The organism is Corynebacterium sp., assembly GCF_022712275.1.
GTDB lineage: Bacteria > Actinomycetota > Actinomycetes > Mycobacteriales > Mycobacteriaceae > Corynebacterium.
In genome coordinates, this window is sequence record NZ_JALAGU010000055.1 from 44,886 (window position 1) to 63,163 (window position 18,278).

16 protein-coding genes are annotated in these 18,278 nt (G+C 67.8%); 3 read left to right on the top strand and 13 right to left on the bottom strand.

The genetic code is table 11. From position 1 onward, the window contains the following. Positions 1–13 precede the first annotated feature (13 nt). From thyX to Q0A27_RS14770, 3 genes are read right to left on the bottom strand one after another with little or no spacing between them, the layout of a single operon-like run. Positions 14–784, bottom strand: coding sequence for an FAD-dependent thymidylate synthase (gene thyX / locus Q0A27_RS14760; RefSeq protein WP_291476600.1), 771 nt, complete (start codon positions 782–784; stop codon positions 14–16). A 15-nt stretch (positions 785–799) separates the two neighbouring features. After that, positions 800–1,570: a 4-hydroxy-tetrahydrodipicolinate reductase gene (gene dapB, locus Q0A27_RS14765; protein WP_291476681.1), complete on the bottom strand. Its 771-nt coding sequence runs from the start codon at positions 1,568–1,570 to the stop codon at positions 800–802. Between the two features lie 41 nt (positions 1,571–1,611). Continuing rightward, entirely contained in the window at positions 1,612–3,897 is a 2,286-nt protein-coding gene (locus Q0A27_RS14770; RefSeq protein WP_291476602.1) for a polyribonucleotide nucleotidyltransferase, read from the bottom strand. A 324-nt stretch (positions 3,898–4,221) separates the two neighbouring features. On the opposite strand from Q0A27_RS14770, the gene Q0A27_RS14775 reads away from it, so the two are divergent. After that, the gene (locus Q0A27_RS14775) at positions 4,222–5,007 is read left to right on the top strand and encodes a hypothetical protein (protein WP_291476604.1); all 786 of its coding nucleotides are present in this window, start codon (positions 4,222–4,224) and stop codon (positions 5,005–5,007) included. Positions 5,008–5,090: 83 nt separating this feature from the next. Here the strand turns inward: Q0A27_RS14775 and rpsO are convergent, their stop codons facing one another. Continuing rightward, a complete protein-coding gene (rpsO, locus tag Q0A27_RS14780; protein WP_014010153.1) occupies positions 5,091–5,360 on the bottom strand; it encodes a 30S ribosomal protein S15 in 270 nt (89 codons plus the stop codon). Between the two features lie 97 nt (positions 5,361–5,457). After that, positions 5,458–6,474 carry a bifunctional riboflavin kinase/FAD synthetase gene (locus tag Q0A27_RS14785; protein WP_291476606.1) on the bottom strand — a complete coding sequence of 339 codons (1,017 nt, stop codon included), beginning with the start codon at positions 6,472–6,474 and terminating at the stop codon, positions 5,458–5,460. Between the two features lie 46 nt (positions 6,475–6,520). Here Q0A27_RS14785 and truB point away from each other — a divergent pair, with 46 nt between their 5' ends. Continuing rightward, entirely contained in the window at positions 6,521–7,495 is a 975-nt protein-coding gene (truB, locus tag Q0A27_RS14790) for a tRNA pseudouridine(55) synthase TruB (RefSeq protein WP_291476608.1), read from the top strand. Positions 7,496–7,901: 406 nt separating this feature from the next. Here the strand turns inward: truB and Q0A27_RS14795 are convergent, their stop codons facing one another. After that, a complete protein-coding gene (locus Q0A27_RS14795; protein WP_291476609.1) occupies positions 7,902–8,738 on the bottom strand; it encodes a phosphosulfolactate synthase in 837 nt (278 codons plus the stop codon). 79 nt (positions 8,739–8,817) lie between these two features. After that, complete coding sequence (locus tag Q0A27_RS14800; protein WP_291476610.1) at positions 8,818–10,206, bottom strand: MmgE/PrpD family protein; 1,389 nt, start codon at positions 10,204–10,206, stop codon at positions 8,818–8,820. A 262-nt stretch (positions 10,207–10,468) separates the two neighbouring features. Here Q0A27_RS14800 and Q0A27_RS14805 point away from each other — a divergent pair, with 262 nt between their 5' ends. Further along, the gene (locus Q0A27_RS14805; protein WP_291476611.1) at positions 10,469–11,248 is read left to right on the top strand and encodes a Sua5/YciO/YrdC/YwlC family protein; all 780 of its coding nucleotides are present in this window, start codon (positions 10,469–10,471) and stop codon (positions 11,246–11,248) included. Between the two features lie 66 nt (positions 11,249–11,314). Here the strand turns inward: Q0A27_RS14805 and Q0A27_RS14810 are convergent, their stop codons facing one another. From Q0A27_RS14810 to Q0A27_RS14835, 6 genes are all read right to left on the bottom strand, one after another. Next, on the bottom strand, positions 11,315–12,073 hold the full coding sequence (locus Q0A27_RS14810; protein WP_291476613.1) for a 4'-phosphopantetheinyl transferase: 759 nt from the start codon (positions 12,071–12,073) through the stop codon (positions 11,315–11,317). Beyond that, positions 12,070–12,894 carry a metallophosphoesterase gene (locus Q0A27_RS14815; protein ID WP_291476614.1) on the bottom strand — a complete coding sequence of 275 codons (825 nt, stop codon included), beginning with the start codon at positions 12,892–12,894 and terminating at the stop codon, positions 12,070–12,072. Before Q0A27_RS14815 ends, Q0A27_RS14810 begins: the two co-directional genes overlap by 4 nt. An 81-nt stretch (positions 12,895–12,975) precedes the next feature. Then, the gene (locus Q0A27_RS14820) at positions 12,976–14,292 is read right to left on the bottom strand and encodes an MATE family efflux transporter (protein ID WP_291476682.1); all 1,317 of its coding nucleotides are present in this window, start codon (positions 14,290–14,292) and stop codon (positions 12,976–12,978) included. A 28-nt stretch (positions 14,293–14,320) separates the two neighbouring features. Further along, positions 14,321–14,827 carry a 30S ribosome-binding factor RbfA gene (gene rbfA, locus Q0A27_RS14825; protein WP_291476617.1) on the bottom strand — a complete coding sequence of 169 codons (507 nt, stop codon included), beginning with the start codon at positions 14,825–14,827 and terminating at the stop codon, positions 14,321–14,323. Positions 14,828–14,952: 125 nt separating this feature from the next. Next, a complete protein-coding gene (infB, locus tag Q0A27_RS14830) occupies positions 14,953–17,805 on the bottom strand; it encodes a translation initiation factor IF-2 (RefSeq protein ID WP_291476619.1) in 2,853 nt (950 codons plus the stop codon). A gap of 126 nt (positions 17,806–17,931) precedes the next feature. Further along, positions 17,932–18,249, bottom strand: a complete 318-nt coding sequence (locus Q0A27_RS14835) for a YlxR family protein (protein ID WP_291476621.1) — start codon at positions 18,247–18,249, stop codon at positions 17,932–17,934. Positions 18,250–18,278: the final 29 nt, after the last annotated feature.

An 18,278-nucleotide genomic window follows, 5' to 3' on the forward strand; every position in this document is an offset into this window, starting at 1 on the left:
ACCCCCGGTGGTCTCACATGTCGGCCACGTACGGGCTCGTGGCGGTCTCTGAACCGTCGCGCAGCCTGGTCACGGTGAAGTCGGAGAAGACCTCCGGACTCAGTTCCTGCAGCAGCCGCAGGCAGGCGACCGCGACACGCCGGATCTCCGGATCGGCGTGCTCGGCGGCGCGCATGGCGATGAAGTGGCGCCAGGACCGCAGATTGCCGGTGACCACGAAGCGGGTCTCGGTGGCGTTGGGCAGGACCGAGCGCGCCGCCTGGCGGGCCTGCTTGGCCCGCAGCACCGTGTTCGACTCGCCGGCGAACCTCTCCTCCAGCCCGCCGAGTAGTTCCTCATAGGCCTCGCGGGCCATGTCGGTCGACCGCAGGAACAGCTTCTCCAGGTCCTCGTCCCCGGCGACACTGTCGGGGATGACGACCTGCGAGTTCCCGGAGGGGACGTAGCGCTGGGAGAGCTGGCTGAACGAGAAGTGCCGGTGCCGCATGATCTCCTGGGCGCACGACCGTGACACACCGCGCAGGTACATCGACGACGACGCGTGCTCCAGCAGACTGAGGTGTCCGACATCCATGATGTGCCGGACGTAGGCGTCCGTCGCCGCGGTGTGCGGATTCGGGCGGTCCCAGGTCTCGTAACAGGCGCGCCCCGCGAACTCGATGAGGGACGCGGCGTCCCCGGCCTCGCCGTCAGGCACCCAGTCCACGTCCTCGGGCGGGGTGAACGTGGTGTGGGCGATCAGCCGGACCGAGAACTCCGCCGGGGTGGAACTCGTGGGTGTCACAGTCGCCGTACTCCCCTACTCAGCGGCCGGGACGCCGAGGCCGTCGAGGCCGAGGAACTTCTCCAGGCCGACGGTGAGACCCGGGGTGGCGGGGACCTTGTCGACGCCGAGCAGCACGCCCGGGACGAAGGACTCGCGGTCGTAGGAGTCCTGACGGATGGTCAGGGTCTGCCCGGCCGCACCGAGGATGACCTCTTCGTGGGCGACCATGCCGGTCATGCGCACGGCGTGCACCGGGACGCCGTCGACATCGGCGCCACGGGCGCCCTCGAGGGTCTGGTCGGTGGCGTCCGGCTGGGCACCCAGACCGGCTGCGGCACGGGCCCGGGCGATGCCCTCGGCGGTGTGCACGGCGGTACCTGAGGGCGCGTCCTTCTTGTTCGGGTGGTGGAACTCGACGACCTCGGCGGAGTCGAAGTACGGCGCCGCGATCTCGGCGAGCTTCATGGTGAGCACGGCGGAGATGGCGAAGTTCGGGGCGACGAGGACGCCGACGGACGGGTTGGCACTGAGCCAGCCTTGCAGGGTCTCGTAGCGCTCAGCGGTCCAACCGGTGGTGCCCACCACGGCGTGGATGCCGTTGTTGACGCAGAACTCCAGGTTGCCCATCACCGCGTCGGGGACAGTGAAGTCGACGATGACCTCAGTGCCGGAGTCGACCAGGGCCTGCAGATCGTCCTCGTGGTCCAGTGCCGCGGAGAGCTCCAGGCCCTCCGTCTTCTCGACCGCGGCGACCACCGCGGTGCCGACCCTGCCGTGTGCTCCGAGAACGCCGACCTTCGTCATTGTCATCTGCTCCTTCGTGTTGGTGATGGGGATGGGGTTGATTAATCCTCGACGAGGATGAGGGAGATCTTGCCGCGGTTGTCGATGTCGGCGATCTCGACCTCGAGGGAGTCACCGACGGAGACCTCGTCCTCGACCTTCTCCACCCGGCGGTCGCCGCCGAGGTTGGAGATGTGCAGCAGACCATCGCGGCCCGGCAGCAGCGAGATGAAGGCACCGAAGGCCGTGGTCTTCACGACGGTGCCGAGGAAACGGTCACCGACCTTCGGCAGCTGCGGGTTGGCGATGGAGTTCACCTTGTCGAGGGCTGCCTCGGCGGCCTTGCCGTCGGCGGCGGAGACGAAGACGGTGCCGTCGTCCTCGATGGAGATGTTGGCACCGGTCTCCTCGGTGATCTGGTTGATCGTCTTGCCCTTCGGGCCGATGAGCTCACCGATCTTGTTCTGCGGGATCTTCACGGTGGTGATGCGCGGCGCGAAGTCGCTCATCTCCTCCGGGCCCTCGATGGCCTCGGCCATGGTGGACAGGATCTCCAGGCGCGCGCCACGGGCCTGGGACAGGGCCTCGGCGAGGACCTTGGCGGGGATGCCGTCGACCTTGGTGTCCAGCTGCAGGGCGGTGATGAAGTCGGCGGTACCGGCGACCTTGAAGTCCATGTCGCCGAAGGCGTCCTCCGCACCGAGGATGTCGGTGAGGGTGACGTAGGTGTCCTTGCCGTCGACCTCACCGGTGACCAGACCCATGGCGATACCCGCGACCGGGGCCTTCAGCGGCACGCCGGCGTTGTACATCGACAGGGTGGACGCACAGACCGAGCCCATGGAGGTCGAACCGTTGGAGCCGAGGGCTTCGGAGACCTGCCGGATCGTGTACGGGAAGACCTCGCGGGACGGGACGACCGGGATCAGGGCGCGCTCGGCGAGGGCACCGTGGCCGATCTCGCGACGCTTCGGGGAACCGACGCGGCCGGTCTCACCGGTGGAGTACGGCGGGAAGTTGTAGTGGTGGATGTAACGCTTGGAGGCCACCGGGCCGAGGCTGTCGATCTGCTGCTCCATCTTGAGCATGTCGAGTGTGGTGACGCCCAGGATCTGGGTCTCGCCACGCTCGAACAGGGCGGAGCCGTGGGCGCGGGGCACCAGGTCGATCATGACGCCGAGGTCACGGATCGCGGTGGTGTCGCGGCCGTCGATGCGGAAGCCGTCGGTGAGGATGCGCTCGCGGACGATCTGGCGGGAGACCTCGTTGTGGGCGTTGCGGATCTCGGACTCGCGACCGTCGAACTGCTCGCCGAGCGCCTCGACGGCGGCGTCCATGTTCGCGGACAGCGACTCATCGCGCTCCTGCTTGTCGGCGATCGCCATGATGCCGCGCAGGGCCTCGGCGGACTCGGACTCGACGGAGGCGTAGACGTCCTCGCCGAAGGCCGGGAAGAGCTCGAATTCGCGCTGCGACGCCTCGACGGCATCCACGAGGGCGGCCTGGGCACCGCACAGCTCGGCGATGAACGGACGGGCGGCCTCGATGCCCTCGGCGACGATCTTCTCGGTCGGGGCCGGGGCACCCTCGGCGATGCGCTCGACGACGTTCTCGGTGGCACCGGCCTCGACCATCATGACGACGACATTGTCGCCCGGGGTGGCCTTACGGCGACCGCGCGGCTTCTTGACCTCGGAGACGCGGCCGGCGACGACCAGCTCGAAGACGGCCTGCTCGTGCTGCTCGCGGGTCGGGAAGGCGACCCACTGACCCTCGGGGTGGGCCTCGTCGACGACGAGGGCCATGCGGACGCCACCGACCGGACCGGAGACCGGCAGGCCGGAGAGCTGGGTGGAGGCGGACGCGGCGTTGATGGCCACGACGTCGTACATGTCCTCGGGGTCCATGGACAGGACGGTCACGACTACCTGGACCTCGTTGCGCAGGCCCTTGGCGAAGGTCGGGCGCAGCGGGCGGTCGATGAGACGACAGGCGAGGATGGCCTCGGTGCCGGGACGGCCCTCACGGCGGAAGAAGCTGCCGGGGATGCGGCCGGCGGCGTACATGCGCTCCTCGACGTCCACGGTGAGCGGGAAGAAGTCGAGGTTCTCGCGCGGGTGCCTGGAGGCGGTGGTTGTCGACAGCAGCATCGTGTCATCGTCGAGGTAGGCGGTGACGGAACCGTCGGCCTGGCGGGCGAGCAGCCCGGTCTCGAAGGTGAGGGTGCGGGTGCCGAAGTCGCCGTTGTCGATGGTGGCGTTGGATTCCCAGACTCCGGAGTCCGGGTCGATCAGTTCGGCGGTGTGGGTGGGCGCCGGGGTGTTTTTCTTGGTGTTCTTCGTCGTCATGACGGTGCTGCAGTCCCTTTCGGGTCATCTCTCCGTTGCCCCGCGGTCGCGGGCGCCGATCATCGGTGTCGGCGTCGGAAAATTCTCGGACAATTACCGCTAAAAGCGTACACTACGTCGGCCGTAACGTCGGGGACGTCGGCCGCCCCCGAGGTCACCTCCTGCGTGCTACTGTCCACTCCAGGGGAACTTTCACAGGGGGGCATAATGGACAGCATCCGGCTTCACGCCGACCTCATGGCCTCAATGACACGGCGCCGGATCACTGACACAGTCGCCGTCGGCGAGCTCTTCAGGATCGACCGGGGTCTCTACACCACCTAAGTGCCCTATGACCTTCTCAAGCTGCAGACCCTCGCCGTCCGCTATACGGATGTCGTCTTCACCGGCAGGACCGCCGCATTCCTCCTATGGGGAAGGACGCTGGACTGGCCGGCGACCGGGGACCTCCCCCGGAACAGGTCCGCACACGGTGGCACCCTACTCACCGTCCGCCGCAGAGACGTAGAGCGGACGCACCCCGTCCACGGCGTCCTGACAACCACACCCGTGCAGACGGCGGTTGACGTTGACGCCCGCTGGCTGCTTGAGCGGCACTACAGAGGGCTCACCGGTACCGAACGGCTGGACGCAGACCTCGATGCACTCTCCCCGAGAGACCGGAAAGCCGCGGAACCGCTCATCGCCGATGCAGTCATCGGCACCGCAAGCGGACCCGAGAATATCGCGCTGTGGCATATCAGGACAGCCCTGAAGGCGGAGATTGACGCCGGTGACATCACGGTGACCACGAACGTTCCTGTCCGCGGCTACCGTTTCGACGTGGTCATCGAGGAGGCCCGCGGCCTCATCGAGATCGACAGCTACACGTACCACGGTGAGGGACAGGCGCAGGGATCGTCGTTCGAACGCGACCGTCGGCAAGGGAACCAGGCGACGAGATGGGGCTACCTGCTGCTCCGGTACACCGATGTGATGGTGACGCACGAACACGAGTACATGGAGGACGAGGTGGCGGACACGGTGCGCTTCGCGCTGAAGAGGCTCCGGCGGCTGAGACGCGATGAGGAGGCGAACTCCTGGGACACCCCGCCGTGGGAGAGGACGTGAGATGCAGAGGTTCACGGGCCGAGGTGTACACCCCGGACACAGAAAAACCCCGCTCCGGGGAGCGGGGTTGATCCTCGAGGAGACTAGCGGCGCAGGCCGAGGCGCTCGATGAGCGAACGGTAACGCTCGACGTTGTTCTCCTGCAGGTACTTCAGCAGGCCCTTACGGCGACCGACGAGAAGCAGCAGGCCACGACGGGAGTGGTGGTCGTGCTTGTGGAACTTGAGGTGCTCGGTCAGCTGACGGATACGGACGGTCAGCAGGGCGACCTGAGCCTCGGGGGAACCGGTGTCGGTCTCGTGGAGGCCGAACTCCTTGAGGGTTTCGGCCTTCTGGTCCTTGGTGAGAGCCATGGTGAATCTCCTGTTAGTTGTTTCAGTCCGCGCAAAGTGAAGGTAAACCGTCAGTGACTACCGCGAACCACAGTCACGCAACCGGATGAGACTATCATCAGCGGTCCCGTGGGACCAAACGCCTCGTCTCGGAGACATCGTGGTTGATCGCGGCGATGAGCGTGTCGAGGTCGCCGTAGGCCTCCATGCCGCGGATCCGGTCGATGAAGCTCACCGTGACCTTGCGTCCGTAGAGGTCGGCCTCATGGTCGAGGACGAACGCCTCCACACTGCGGGTCTCGTCACCGAAGGTGGGGTTGGTGCCCACCGAGATCGCCGCGGGCATGTGCACCTCCACCGGCATATCACCGACGAGTTCCCCGGCCGGATCCTTGTGGGTCGGCAGGATGCGCAGGTCACCGGCATACACACCGTCGGAGGGCAGCGCCTGCGCGTCCGGGAAGTAGAGGTTCGCCGTGGGGAACCCGAGGGCCGCACCACCGCGTCCTGCGCCGCGGGTGACCACGCCGCGGACCGTGAAGTTGCGGCCCAGGGCGCGTCCGGCGGCGGCGACGTCGCCCTCGGCGAGCCGGTCACGGATCCAGGTGGAGCACACGACATGGTCCTCGGCGGACGCCCCACCGAGTGCCGGATCGCCGGCGTCGCTCAGCAGGCCGTGGGTGATGACCTCCACTCCCCTGGCCTCGCCGAGCGTCCTCATGGTGTCGCTGGTGCCGGCGGCGAGGTGCCCGAAGGTGAAGTTGTCGCCGATGACGACGGCACGGGTGTGGAGGGTGTCGACGATGACGCGGTCGAAGTACTCCTCCGGGGTCCAGCCGGCGAGCTCGCGGTCGAAGTTGATGACGAGCATCGCGTCGATGCCGTAGCGCGCGGCGGTGACGGACCGCTGCTCGAGGGATGCCAGGGCCGGCGGGATGGCGTCGGGCCGGAAGAACACGGTGGGGTGCGGGTCGAAGGTGACCATCACCGCGGGCACACCGAGATCGTGTGCCCGCCGCACCGCAGAGTTGATGAGCTGCTGGTGACCACGGTGAACGCCGTCGAAAACGCCGATGGTGACGACCGAGCCAGCCAGATCGGCAGGCACCTGTTCCAGTCCGTTCCAGATATCCACGGGCACCAGAATACGACATGACCGGCCACCTCCTAGACTGTGCTCCATGCCCAGAACGGACCCCCGCCCTGTACTCGACCGCTCCGGCCTCGTCGTCGTCGACAAGCCGGCCGGGATGACCAGCCATGATGTGGTCTCGCGGCTGCGCCGGATCTTCGGCACCCGTCGTGTCGGCCATTCCGGCACGCTTGATCCGATGGCCACCGGAGTGCTCGTCGTCGGTATCGAGCGCGGCACCCGCTTCCTCGCCCACGTCGTCACCCACGACAAGCGCTATGCGGCGACGGTCCGACTCGGCGCGTCCACCCTCACCGACGATGCCGAGGGGGAGGTACTCACCACCGCGGACGCCGCGACGCTGGCGTCCCTCACCGAGCAGCAGGTGCGCGAGGCGTTCGCGGCGCAGACCGGGGAGATCATGCAGCGGCCGAGCTCGGTGAGTTCGGTGAAGATCAACGGTCGACGTGCCCATGAGCTGGTGCGCGAGGGGGTGGACGTGGTCCTGCCGGAGCGCCCGGTCACTGTCTTCTCCCTCGAGGTGGACGCGGTGCGCATCAGCGAGGGGTCGGTCGAGGCGGACATCCGGGTGCACTGTTCCTCCGGTACCTACATCCGCTCGATCGCCCGGGATGTGGGGGCGGAACTCGAGGTCGGCGGGCACCTCACTGCACTGCGTCGGACCTCTGCCGGCCCCTTCGACATCGCGGAGGCGCGCACGCTCGACGAGCTCAACAGGCAGAAGGACGCGGTACTGGCGTCCTTCCCGGAGGGGACGGATCCGCGGAGCGTCTCCCCGGAACTGTCACTGTCGCTCGACGAGGCGATGGTGCGGTGCTTCCCGGTCCGGAACGTGACCGAGGACCAGGGCAGTGCCCTGGCCCTCGGTAAATGGTTGGAACCGGTGGGCGACCGTGAGGTGGTCGCAGCGGTCACCCCCTCAGGTCACGCCGTGGCGCTGCTGGAGGAGAAGGGGAAACGGGCGGCGAGTGTATTCGTCGCCCGTCCGGCCGGAATGGAGTGAGACTCCCCCAGGAGCCCGGACCCGGGATAGTCGGGATGCTCGGCAGGGTCAGCCCGGAGGAACCGCAGGGTCAGCCCGGAGGAACCCAGGACCTGGTCGCCGTTGCTGGAGCCGAAGGTCGGGGCGTCCCCGAAGGAGGAACCCAGCGGGATGTCACTGACGACCTCCGGTCCGATCTGGATGTTGACCGGGGAGGCAGCTGCGGGAAGCTGATCAGCGGGCCGCTGACGATCTCGTTGATCTGGACGACAGGGGACATGTGGATACTCTTCTGTCGTGGGGCACTGCGTGACAGCGCCTGTATCTACAGCACCCGGAGGATTTCACCACCACAAAGAGCAGATATACTGCACCCTTGCTGAAGTACCCGTCGTTCACCCAGGTCAGAGCTGTGATCTGACAGATTCTAGGGACGGGGATTGATGACCCGTCCCCAGGTGGACTTGTTGCCCCAGATGTTCTGACGGAGACCCTCCAGCTGGAGGATCTGGCTGTGGTCGACGAAGAGGTTGCACTCGTTGCCGTAGTTCTTCACGTACCACTCGAACACGGGCCCGTCGGCGGCTTCGAACATGACGTTCTCCAGGCCGAGACCGTTGATGATGGACGCCGCGGCGCCGGTGTTCCACTCGACGACGTTCTCCGTGATGCCCTCGGACTCGATCATGATGATCGACGCGCCGGCGTCGAGGGCGCGCTGACCGCGGTCGATGAGGTCGCCGACGTCCTTGGCGGATTCGGCGGCCAGTTCAGCCTCGGTGGAGTCGCCGCCGGAGCCGATCTGGATGCCCAGTTCCGGCTTGGCCTTCAGACCTGCTTTGACGACTTTCTCCACCAGGCGCTCCAGGCCGCTGGTGGGCAGCATGATGAAGCCGGTGGAGATCTCGATGACGTCGAAGCCGACGTCCTTGGCCTCCTTGAGGTACTGGTCGACGGCGTCGTCCCCGTAGCGCAGGACGGTCTCGATCCAGCCTCCGGAGGAGACGTAGGCGTCGTTCTCGTGGGCGATGTCGCTGAACGCGCGGACCTGCTCCGGCGGGACCAGGGAGAAGGACCCGCCCGCCCACTTGATGCCGTCGACCCACTGCCCTGCGACGTCGAAGACGTCCTGCAGGTGACGGGTGCCGAAGGTGTTGTAGTAGGGCGCGCGGATCTCGGTCATGCCGAAGGAGCGTGGCTTCGAGGGACGGTAGGCACGGGGGACGAAGTTGAATGAGACGTTCTCGTTGATGGCGTTGCTCATGGCTGAGCCTCCTGGTGTGGTGATGGTGGTGTGGTGATGGTGCGCCGGGGGGCACGGTGGTGTGCCGGGGAAGGTGGGGTCAGGCGGTCGCGGGCACGGCCCCGCGCACGGTGCTGACCTTGGCCAGCGCGGCGGTCAGCTCGCCGACCCGGTGATGCTCGAGGTCGTGGACCAGCTCGGCGATCTCGTCACGCAGCGCCTGGTCCGCGAAGGGGGTGGTGAGCGCGTCGAACTTGCGGCGCGCCCCCTCCCAGTCCAGGGGCTGGGTGAAGAAGCCGTCGTAGGCGGATTCTTCCCGGGTGTACGAGGTGCCGTCATCGAGCGTGATGGTGACCACGGCAGGCATCTCGTCGGGGAAGCGGTCGGACAGGGCGTCATCCGGGGTGATGGTCACCTTCCGCATGAGGTCCTGGACATCGTCGGCGACGATGCGGGCCGGCTCATACTGGGCCGGGTTGAGCTCACCGTCGAGGGCGGCGACCGCCAGCATCCACGGCAGGGAGTGGTCGGCCTCCTCCTTGGTACGGACGAGCTGCTTGGAGCCCTCCTCTCCCCCGCCGATGATGGAGTAGGCGACGTCGAAGGTGGTGAGGCCGATGGCGGTGATCCGCGCCGGGTCGATGTCGTGCTCGGCACGGAGCTTGAGCACGGCGTCCAGTGCGGACTGGGAGTGGATCTCCGCGTTGTACTTCTTGATGATCGACCGGGTGACGCGCTCCAGGTTCTCCTTCGACCAGTCCAGCTCGTAGTAGCCGGCGAGATCCTTGAAGCCCTTGTTGCCCTCGAAGACCTCCTCGGGGCCGGTGATTCCGCGGGACGCCAGCAGCGCCGACCAGGTGCCTTCCTTGGCGACGTGCGGGTAGGCCAGGCCCTTCCAGTGCGACAGATTGCCGGTGCGGGTGACGCGCAGGGCGACGTTCGCGGTACCGGCCATGGCGGCGGCGTTGGCTATCTGTTCGGCGGGCAGGCCGAGGGCTTTGGCGGCGGACGCTGCGGCGGCGAAGGCGCCCTGGGTGGTGTGGTCGAACCCGAGGGCACGGACCGGAGCGACGTCGGAGAACCGGGCGTGGACCTGGTAGGCGACTGCGAAGGCGGTGAGCAGGTCGGCACCGGAGGCGTCGACCGATTCCGCGGCGGCGAGGACGGCACCGAAGTTGTCGGAGGGGTGGTTGGTCTCCCCCTTTGCCAGGTAGGCGTCCATGAAGTCGAGGTAGCGGCTCAATGCGCTGTTGAAGAAGGCCGCACGCTCCGGGGTGGTCTTCCCGCCGCCGATGAGTGTGGACTGTTCGGTACCGCCGAGATCTTCGAGGAGGCCCCGGATGGCGACGACGGGCTCGGCGTCCAGCGCACCGACGGCGACACCGAGGGTGTCGAGGACACGGATCTTGAGCTGTTCCAGGGCCTCGGGACTGAGATCCTCAAGCCGGGCATTCTCGACGAATGTGGCGAGTTCCTGCACTTCTGTCACGTAAGACTCCTTGATCGTGGTGAAATGTGGTTAGGCTCCCCTTGGTGTACGGGCGGCCGTGGCTGAACCTTCCCGCGACACGGACCGGAAAACAAGGACTTTGTGATACTTCGCACACCTCCCCCGCCGATCCCCCGCGAACATCACCCGGATTCCCACCGCTCCCGCCGGATGCTCTACAATGCCAATCAGTGAGACGCCGTCTCCCGACCTGTGAGACGGCGCCAGCCCCTGAAGACCACGAAGGATGAGTGAGGAACCCATGGCCAACAACCAGATCACCTGGAACGGCGGACTCCAGGAGGAGGCCGTCGAGCTCCTCCGCACCCCCGGACACATCGTCGTCACCCCGACGAAGGTCGGCTACATCATCGCCACCAGCGACCGCGAGGGCCTCGAGCGCAAGTTCGCCGTCAAGCACCGGAAGCGCAACAAGCCGGGTGTCGTCCTCTGCGGTTCCATCGAGCAGCTCAAGGAACTCGCCCAGCTGACCCCGGAGATCGAGAAGTTCTACCAGACCTGTGTCGACCGCGACATCCTCATGGGCTGCATCCTCCCCTGGAAGGAGGGTGCCCAGGAGAAGTACCTGCCCGAGGGTGCCGACGAGCTGGCCACCGATGTCCGCGGCACCAGCTGCTTCGTGCTGAAGTTCGGCGTCCCCGGCGAGAACATCGCCCGTGAGCTGTGGGAGAAGGACCGTCGTCTGGTCTTCGCCTCCTCCGCCAACCCGTCCGGCAAGGGCAACCGCGGCCTGGTGGAGGGCATCGGCGACGAGATCGCCAACGAGGCTGACCTGGTCATCGAGGGTGACTCCTACGTGGCGTCCATCCAGCCCGACAAGTCCATCGAGACCCGCTATGAGCAGGGCGTCATGGTCTCCATGGTCGACACCGACGGCACCATCATCCCGGAACAGCACGGCGAGCGCGGCATCACCCCGTGCCCGACCCTGATCCGCAAGGGCGTCTACAACGACGAGATCGTCCTGATCCTGTCCGAGCAGTTCAACAGCTGGGACTTCCGCCAGGGCGCCTACTACTGATCCGGTAGCCCCGCCCCGGTCATCTTCCCCGACGGCCCTGTGACCGTCACCCCTGTGTCGTCACCGTCACCTGCGGATTCCGCAGACGGTGGCGACATAGCCGTCCCTGATGACCCACGACCCGGTGATCTCGTCGACCGGTGTGGGGCTGGTGAGCAGCCGTGCCCGCCAGGTCCCGCCGACGTGCCCGGAGCCGACGGACCCCCGGCCGATGCCGCTGTCGATCTCCAGGTGGAGTTCGGCCTCGTCGAAGTCGAGGAAGCGTCCTGCCAGGGGGAACCAGGACTTGTAGACGCACTCCTTGGCGGAGAAGAGCACGGTGCCGAGCATGTTCTCGCACCGCTCACTGCCCGTCAGCCGGGACAGTGACCACCGCTCCAGCGGCGAGGTCACCGCGTTGAAGACACCGCCGGTCAACGGCTGCGCCTTCTCCACGTCCAGACCCACGCTGCGCCAGACGCCGGCGTCCCCCACCAGTGCGCCGCGCAGGCCTTCTGTGTGGGACAGGGTGCCGACAATGCCGTGGGGGAACAGCGGCATACCCTTCTCCCCGCGCAGAATCGGTTCGTCCCTCCCCCAGCGTCGCAGGGCCTCGTGGGCACACCAGCGGGCGTCGCCGAAGTCCGACTTGCGGGAGGCCACGGCGCGGGCGACGAGGCGGCGTTCCAGATCATGGAGCCGGTGGAACCGGCCGAGGTCGGGGGTGCCGTCCGTGTGGAGCTCGACCACCGAGGTGCCGGCCGGCAGGTCGAGTGCGGCGAGCAGCGACTCACGCGGGGAACCGTCGCGGTTCATCGAGGTGATGCGGGGGGCGGACAGGATCATGGGACGACCTCCGTAAGGACGGGGAAGGGCCAGAGACGACGGTCGCGGCGCGGCGGCAGGGACCGTTCGTGCTCGCGCGGGTAACCGAGGGAGACTTCGGCGTGGGTGACGCCGTCGAACTCCCGGACCAGGGGGATATGCAGATGCCCGTAAACCACGGTGGAGGCCCGGAACCGCACCGGCCAGTCCTCGGTGTCCCGGGTTCCGGACCACAGGGCGATCTCGGGCAGTACGAGATTGTCGGTGACCTCGCGGATCAGCGGCCAGTGGTTGACCAGGACCGTGGGACCGGTGACCCGGGACAGCCGACGGACGGTGTAGCTCAGCCGTTCGCGGCACCAGGCGGGCACGTCGACGAACGGTGCGATGGCCACCTGGTCGGTGAACATCACGCCGTTGCCTTCGGCGGCGGTGAGCGCCTCGGCGACGCTGAGGGCGGGATCGCGCCAGCTGTGGTCGTAGAGGGTGAACATGGGGACGACGGTGTGCGCGCCGAAGACGGGGTAGATGTCCTCCGGGGTGGTGACGCCGATCTCCCGGCAGCCCTCGACGAGCTCCCGGTAGCGGTCACGACCGCGGTGGGGGTCACTGGAACGGCAGAACAGCTCGTGGTTGCCGGGTACCCAGATCACCCGTGCGAAGCACTCGGTGAACCTGCCCAGGGTCTTGAGGACGGTACTGACGCGCTCGGCCACGTCGCCGGCGACGATCAGCCAGTCCTCGGGGTGTTCCGGGCGGACGAGGTCGTCGACGAGGTCCCGGTTTCCCGGGGCTGCGATGTGCAGGTCGGAGACTGCCCAGAGCGTGCGGTGCTCTGTCATGGTCCGGATCTGCCTCCTGTCCTCGACGTCATCAATCCCTGGTTCCCAGGTCACTTTAGTCACACAAGTAACATCTGTCACTCAGTTCACACCGGTGCGTTGCCACCGGTCCGACCGGTAGCGTAGCGCCACCGCCGCCAACCGCAACAGCAGAAAGGCCAGCAGCCCACACCACACACCGGTCAGTCCCAGGTCGGCGGCACCCGCCACAAGTACACCGGGAATGAAACCACATGCCAGTGAGACAATCGTCGCAGTCCGCAGGAATGCAACATCACCGGCTCCGAGAAGCACCCCGTCAAGGGCGAAGACCACTCCTCCGACCACGGCCATCACCACCAGGACCCACCATGCCGAGTGCAGCGCACCCAGCACATCGTCGTCCGTGGTGAACAGTCCCGGCAGGACGGTCACACCGAGCGCCAGCACCACGGCCAGTACGCTACCTGCCCCGACTGAGAAGCGCAGCACATGTCGTGCAACCTGTCGGGAGGCGTCCCGTGCCCCGGCCCCCAGGGCTGCTCCGACGAGAGCCTGGGCGGCGACCGCCACCGAGTCCAGCAGCAGGGTGAGCAGGTTCCACAGCTGGAGCAGCACCTGGTGGGCGGCCAGCGCCCCGGGACCGGAGCGCGCCGCGACCGCCGCCGCGGACACGAAGGCGACCTGGAATCCCAGCGAGCGCAGCACGAGATCGCGCCCCGCCACGAGCTGGGGCCGGATCACCGACCAGGTAGGACGCACCGGACGCCCGTCGCCGACCTGGCCCCAGGTCCGCATCAGGCAGACCACGAAGCAGCCGGCGGTGACGGTCTCCCCCGCCACCGTGGCCCACGCCGAGCCGATGATCCCGTACCGGGAGACCGCCCAGGGAACCGCGAAGGCCACCGGGACCAGGCCGGCCAGGGTGAACCACAGCGGACGTCGGGTGTCGGCGATCCCGCGCAACCACCCGTTGCCGGCCATGACGGTCAGCGCGGGAATGATCGCCAGACACGCGACGTGGAGCCAGCGGGTGGCCCCGTGGGCGATACGGGTGGCGTCCTCCCCGTCGCCGGCCAGCCAGCCGGTCACCGGGCCGGCGACCAGGGCCACGGTCACGGCGAGGGTGGAGCCGACCACCAGGGCGACCCAGGTGGCCTGGATACCCTCGGCGACGGCTCCGGTGCGGTCACCGGCTCCGAAGCGACGGGCGGCCCGGGCGGTCGTGCCGTAGGACAGGAAGGTCAGCTGGGTGGTGACCTGGGTCAGTACCGTCGTGCCGGCTGCCAGCGAGGCCAGCTCGACCGCCCCGAGACGCCCCACCCAGGCGGTATCCCACAGCAGGTACAGCGGGGTAGCGGCAAGAACCGCCAGTGCGGGCAGGGCGAGACCGAGAATGGTCCGCGCATCTGCCCGCACCGGCGGTCGTGACGTGACTGCCGGCACCTCAGCCACGGTCGGCGTCGGCACCGTCCTCAGCGTCAGCCGTATCGGCAGCGTCAGCCGCGGCCTGTGCGTCCTCCTCACCGGGAACCCGGTAGGGGTCGGACTCACCGGCCGGGGCGGCACCGGCGGCCTGGGCACGGACCCGCTCATCGATCTCGCGGGCCTTCGCCAGGAGCTCCTCCATGTGGGCGGAGGCCTCCGGGACGGTGTCGAGCGAGAAGTTGAGGGTCGGGGTGAAGCGGACCGAGAGCTGGTCGCCGACGATCTTGCGCAGCTGACCGCGGGCACGGTGGAGTGCCTCGGCCGCGGCCTCGGTGTCCGGCTCCTCGTCGATACCCGCGCCACGGACGGTGTAGAACACCGTGGCGTCATGCAGGTCGCCGGTGACACGGCAGTCGGTGACCGTCACGTACTCGAGGCGACGGTCCTTGACCTCGCGCTCGATGGCGGAGGCGACGATGGTCATGATGCGCTTGGCCATTCGGGCTGCGCGGGCGTGGTCTGCCATGGGAGACACCTTCACTTCACTGTGTTCTGAACAGGTTCTGGATTCGTACTGCGGGCGACGGACGGCCCCGCGGGGACGCACAGGGCGTGAACCCTGACCCGCGGGGCCGTCACTGTCGGAAGGGACTACTTGTCCTTCTTGTCATCCTTCTTGACCTGGTCGCGGGGAACCTCGACCAGCTCGTAGGCCTCGATGGTGTCGCCGACCTGGATGTCCGGGTACGAGAGCACCATACCGCACTCGTAACCGTGGCTGACCTCGGTGGCGTCATCCTTCTCGCGGCGCAGCGAGTTGATCGTCGCCTTTTCCGCGACAACCTTGCCGTCACGGACCAGGCGGACCTGGGCGTTACGGCGCATCTTGCCGGTCTGGACCATGCAACCGGCGATGAGGCCGACAGCGGAGGCCTTGAACAGCTGGCGGATCTCGGCGGTACCGATCTCCCGCTCCTCGTAGACCGGCTTGAGCATGCCCTTGAGGGCGGACTCGACCTCGTCGATCGCGTCGTAGATGACGGAGTAGTACCGGATCTCGACACCCTCGGCGTTGGCCACCTCGGTGGCCTTACCCTCGGCGCGGACGTTGAAGCCGATGATGATCGCGTCGGAGGCCGCAGCCAGGTCGACGTTGGTCTTCGTCACGGCACCGACACCACGGTCGACGATGTTGAGCTGCACCTCGTCGTCGATCTCGATCTGGAGGAGGGAATCCTCCAGAGCCTCGACCGTACCGGCGTTGTCACCCTTGAGGATGAGGTTGAGGGTGCTGGTCTCCTTGAGCACGTCATCCAGGTCCGCGAGGCTGATGCGCTTGCGGGACCGGGCCTGCAGGGCGTTACGGCGACGGGCATTGCGCTGGTCCGCGATCTGGCGGGCAGTGCGGTCGTCGTCGACGACGAGCAGGTTGTCGCCGGCGCCGGAGACGCTGGTGAGACCCAGCACCTGGACCGGACGGGACGGCTCGGCGTCGTGGACGTCGGCACCGTTCTCGTCGACCATGCGGCGAACACGACCGTGGGCGTCACCGACGACGATGGAGTCGCCGACGTGGAGGGTACCGCGCTGGACGATGACGTTGGCGATCGGACCACGACCACGGTCGAGGTGCGACTCGATGGCGACACCCTGGGCCTGCATGTCCGGGTTGACCATGAGCTCGTCACCGAGCTCGATGTCGGCGGTGAGCAGCACCTGCTCCAGCAGCGTCTCGACATTGGTGCCCTGCTTGGCGGAGATGTCGACGAACTCGGTCTCGCCACCCCACTCGGTCGGGGTCAGACCGTACTCGGTGAGCTGGCCGCGGATCTTCTCCGGGTCGGCGCCCTCCTTGTCGATCTTGTTCACGGCGACGACGATCGGCACGTCGGCGGCCTTCGCGTGGTTGATGGCCTCCACGGTCTGAGGCATGACGCCGTCGTCCGCGGCGACCACGAGGATCGCGATGTCGGTGGCCTTGGCACCACGGGCACGCATGGCGGTGAACGCCTCGTGACCCGGGGTATCCAGCAGGGTGAGCTTGCGCTCGGTGCCCTCGACATCGAGGGAGACCTGGTAGGCACCGATGTGCTGGGTGATGCCGCCGGCCTCGCCGGAACCGACGTTGGTCTTGCGGATCGTGTCCAGCAGTCGGGTCTTACCGTGGTCGACGTGACCCATGACGGTGACGACGGCGGGACGACGGACGAGATCGTCCTTGTCGCCCTCATCCTCACCGAAGGTCAGGTCGAAGGACTCGAGCAGCTCACGGTCCTCGTCCTCCGGGGAGACGACCTCGACCTTGTAGTCCATTTCGTCGCCGAGCAGCTTCAGCGTGTCGTCCGGGACGGACGCGGTCGCGGTGACCATCTCGCCGAGGTTGAACAGCGCCTGGACCAGAGCGGCCGGATCAGCGTTGATCTTCTCGGCGAAGTCGGCGAGCGACGCGCCACGGCGCAGGCGGATCTTCGCGCCCTTACCGTTGGGCAGACGGACGCCGCCCACCACGGACGGTGCCTGCATCGCCTCGTACTCGTTACGCTTCTGCCGCTTCGACTTGCGTCCACGACGCGGAGCGCCACCCGGACGCCCGAAGGCGCCGGCGGTACCGCCGCGACGTCCACCGCGACCACCGCGGGGACCGCCGCCGCCCGGACCGGAGCCACCGGGGCCGCCCTGACCGCCACGGCCGCGACCGCCGCCGCCGTTGTTCGACGACTTGGCCGGCATCTGACCCGGCGACGGGTGGCTCGGCATGGAGGCCGGCGACGGACGACGTCCGCCCGGCTTCACGGCACCGGCGCCACCGGGTCGCGGGGCCGCCCCCGGACGCGGCGCGTTGGACCGGTTGCCACCGGGGCGGGGCATGTCGGACTTGGCGCCCTGTCCCGGACGAGGACGCGGCGCCGGACGCTCGGTACCGGAGGAGAACGGGTTGTTGGCGACGCGCGGGGCACGTCCACCGGGCTTCGGACCCGGCTTGGTGGAGCCACCCGGACGCGGTCCCGGCTTCTGACCGGCTGCGGCACCCGGCTTGGCACCGGGGGTCGGCTTCGCGGCGGCACCCGGGGTTGGGCGACCCGCTGGCTTCGCGGCGGCACCCGGGGTGGGACGCGGCGAGGACTTCGGGGCCGGCTGCTCCGGGGCTTCCTTCTTCTCGGCGGGGGCCGAGGCGGCAGCCTTGGTGGCGGCGGCCGGGGTCGGGGCGGACTTCGGGCCGGGCTTCTGACCGGCTGCGGCACCCGGCTTAGCACCCGGCTTGGGGCCGGGCTTCGCGGAGGAACCGGGCACGGGGCCCGGGGTGGTGGACGCGGCACCGGGGGTGGCGTCCTTCGACGCGGAACCCGCGCCGTAGTGGTTCCGCATCTTCTTGGCGACCGGCGGTTCAACGGTCGATGAGGCGGACTTGACGAACTCGCCCTGCTCCTTGAGCGTGGCGAGAAGTTCCTTGCTGGTTACGCCGAGCTGCTTTGCAAGCTCGTGAACGCGTAGCTTTCCGGGCACTGCTCTCCTTCGTGATGGTCGGAGTCGCAGGCCCTGGCACACCGGGAAAGCTCCCTGCGTGCCTGACTACGTACGACTCCTGGTCGTGTGGACACTCATCGCTGATGCTGCTTCATCGTGCGCTCATCAGTAATCGGTTTCCTTTTCGTTCGCGGCCACGATGTATTCGCGGACCGGCTGTGTATCCGCCTCAGCGGGCACGTTCAGCGCACGGGCGAATGCCCTGCGCTGTACCGCGGTCTCGTACGCCTCCACGGTCGCGGTGATCCATGCACCACGGCCGGGACGCCGGCGGGCCGGATCAGGCAGGACGCTCACGGCGCCCGCACTGTCCCGGACCGCGACACACCGCAACAGCCGGTCGGCCGACTGTGTACGGCGGGAGGCGATGCAGGTCCGCTGGGGACCCGCCACCGGGGTGGAGGTACGCCTGTCATCGGACACTGCCGTACCTCCTCTTGTCTCCCGGTTCT

What these genes read in the sequence shown, in the direction of transcription:
- dapB (WP_291476681.1), bottom strand. Translation starts at nt 1,570, where the DNA reads ATGACGAAGGTCGGCGTTCTCGGAGCACACGGCAGGGTCGGCACCGCG.
- Q0A27_RS14770 (WP_291476602.1), bottom strand. Translation starts at nt 3,897, where the DNA reads ATGACGACGAAGAACACCAAGAAAAACACCCCGGCGCCCACCCACACC.
- rpsO (WP_014010153.1), bottom strand. Translation starts at nt 5,360, where the DNA reads ATGGCTCTCACCAAGGACCAGAAGGCCGAAACCCTCAAGGAGTTCGGC.
- truB (WP_291476608.1), top strand. Translation starts at nt 6,521, where the DNA reads ATGCCCAGAACGGACCCCCGCCCTGTACTCGACCGCTCCGGCCTCGTC.
- Q0A27_RS14795 (WP_291476609.1), bottom strand. Translation starts at nt 8,738, where the DNA reads ATGAGCAACGCCATCAACGAGAACGTCTCATTCAACTTCGTCCCCCGT.
- Q0A27_RS14805 (WP_291476611.1), top strand. Translation starts at nt 10,469, where the DNA reads ATGGCCAACAACCAGATCACCTGGAACGGCGGACTCCAGGAGGAGGCC.
- Q0A27_RS14810 (WP_291476613.1), bottom strand. Translation starts at nt 12,073, where the DNA reads ATGATCCTGTCCGCCCCCCGCATCACCTCGATGAACCGCGACGGTTCC.
- Q0A27_RS14815 (WP_291476614.1), bottom strand. Translation starts at nt 12,894, where the DNA reads ATGACAGAGCACCGCACGCTCTGGGCAGTCTCCGACCTGCACATCGCA.
- rbfA (WP_291476617.1), bottom strand. Translation starts at nt 14,827, where the DNA reads ATGGCAGACCACGCCCGCGCAGCCCGAATGGCCAAGCGCATCATGACC.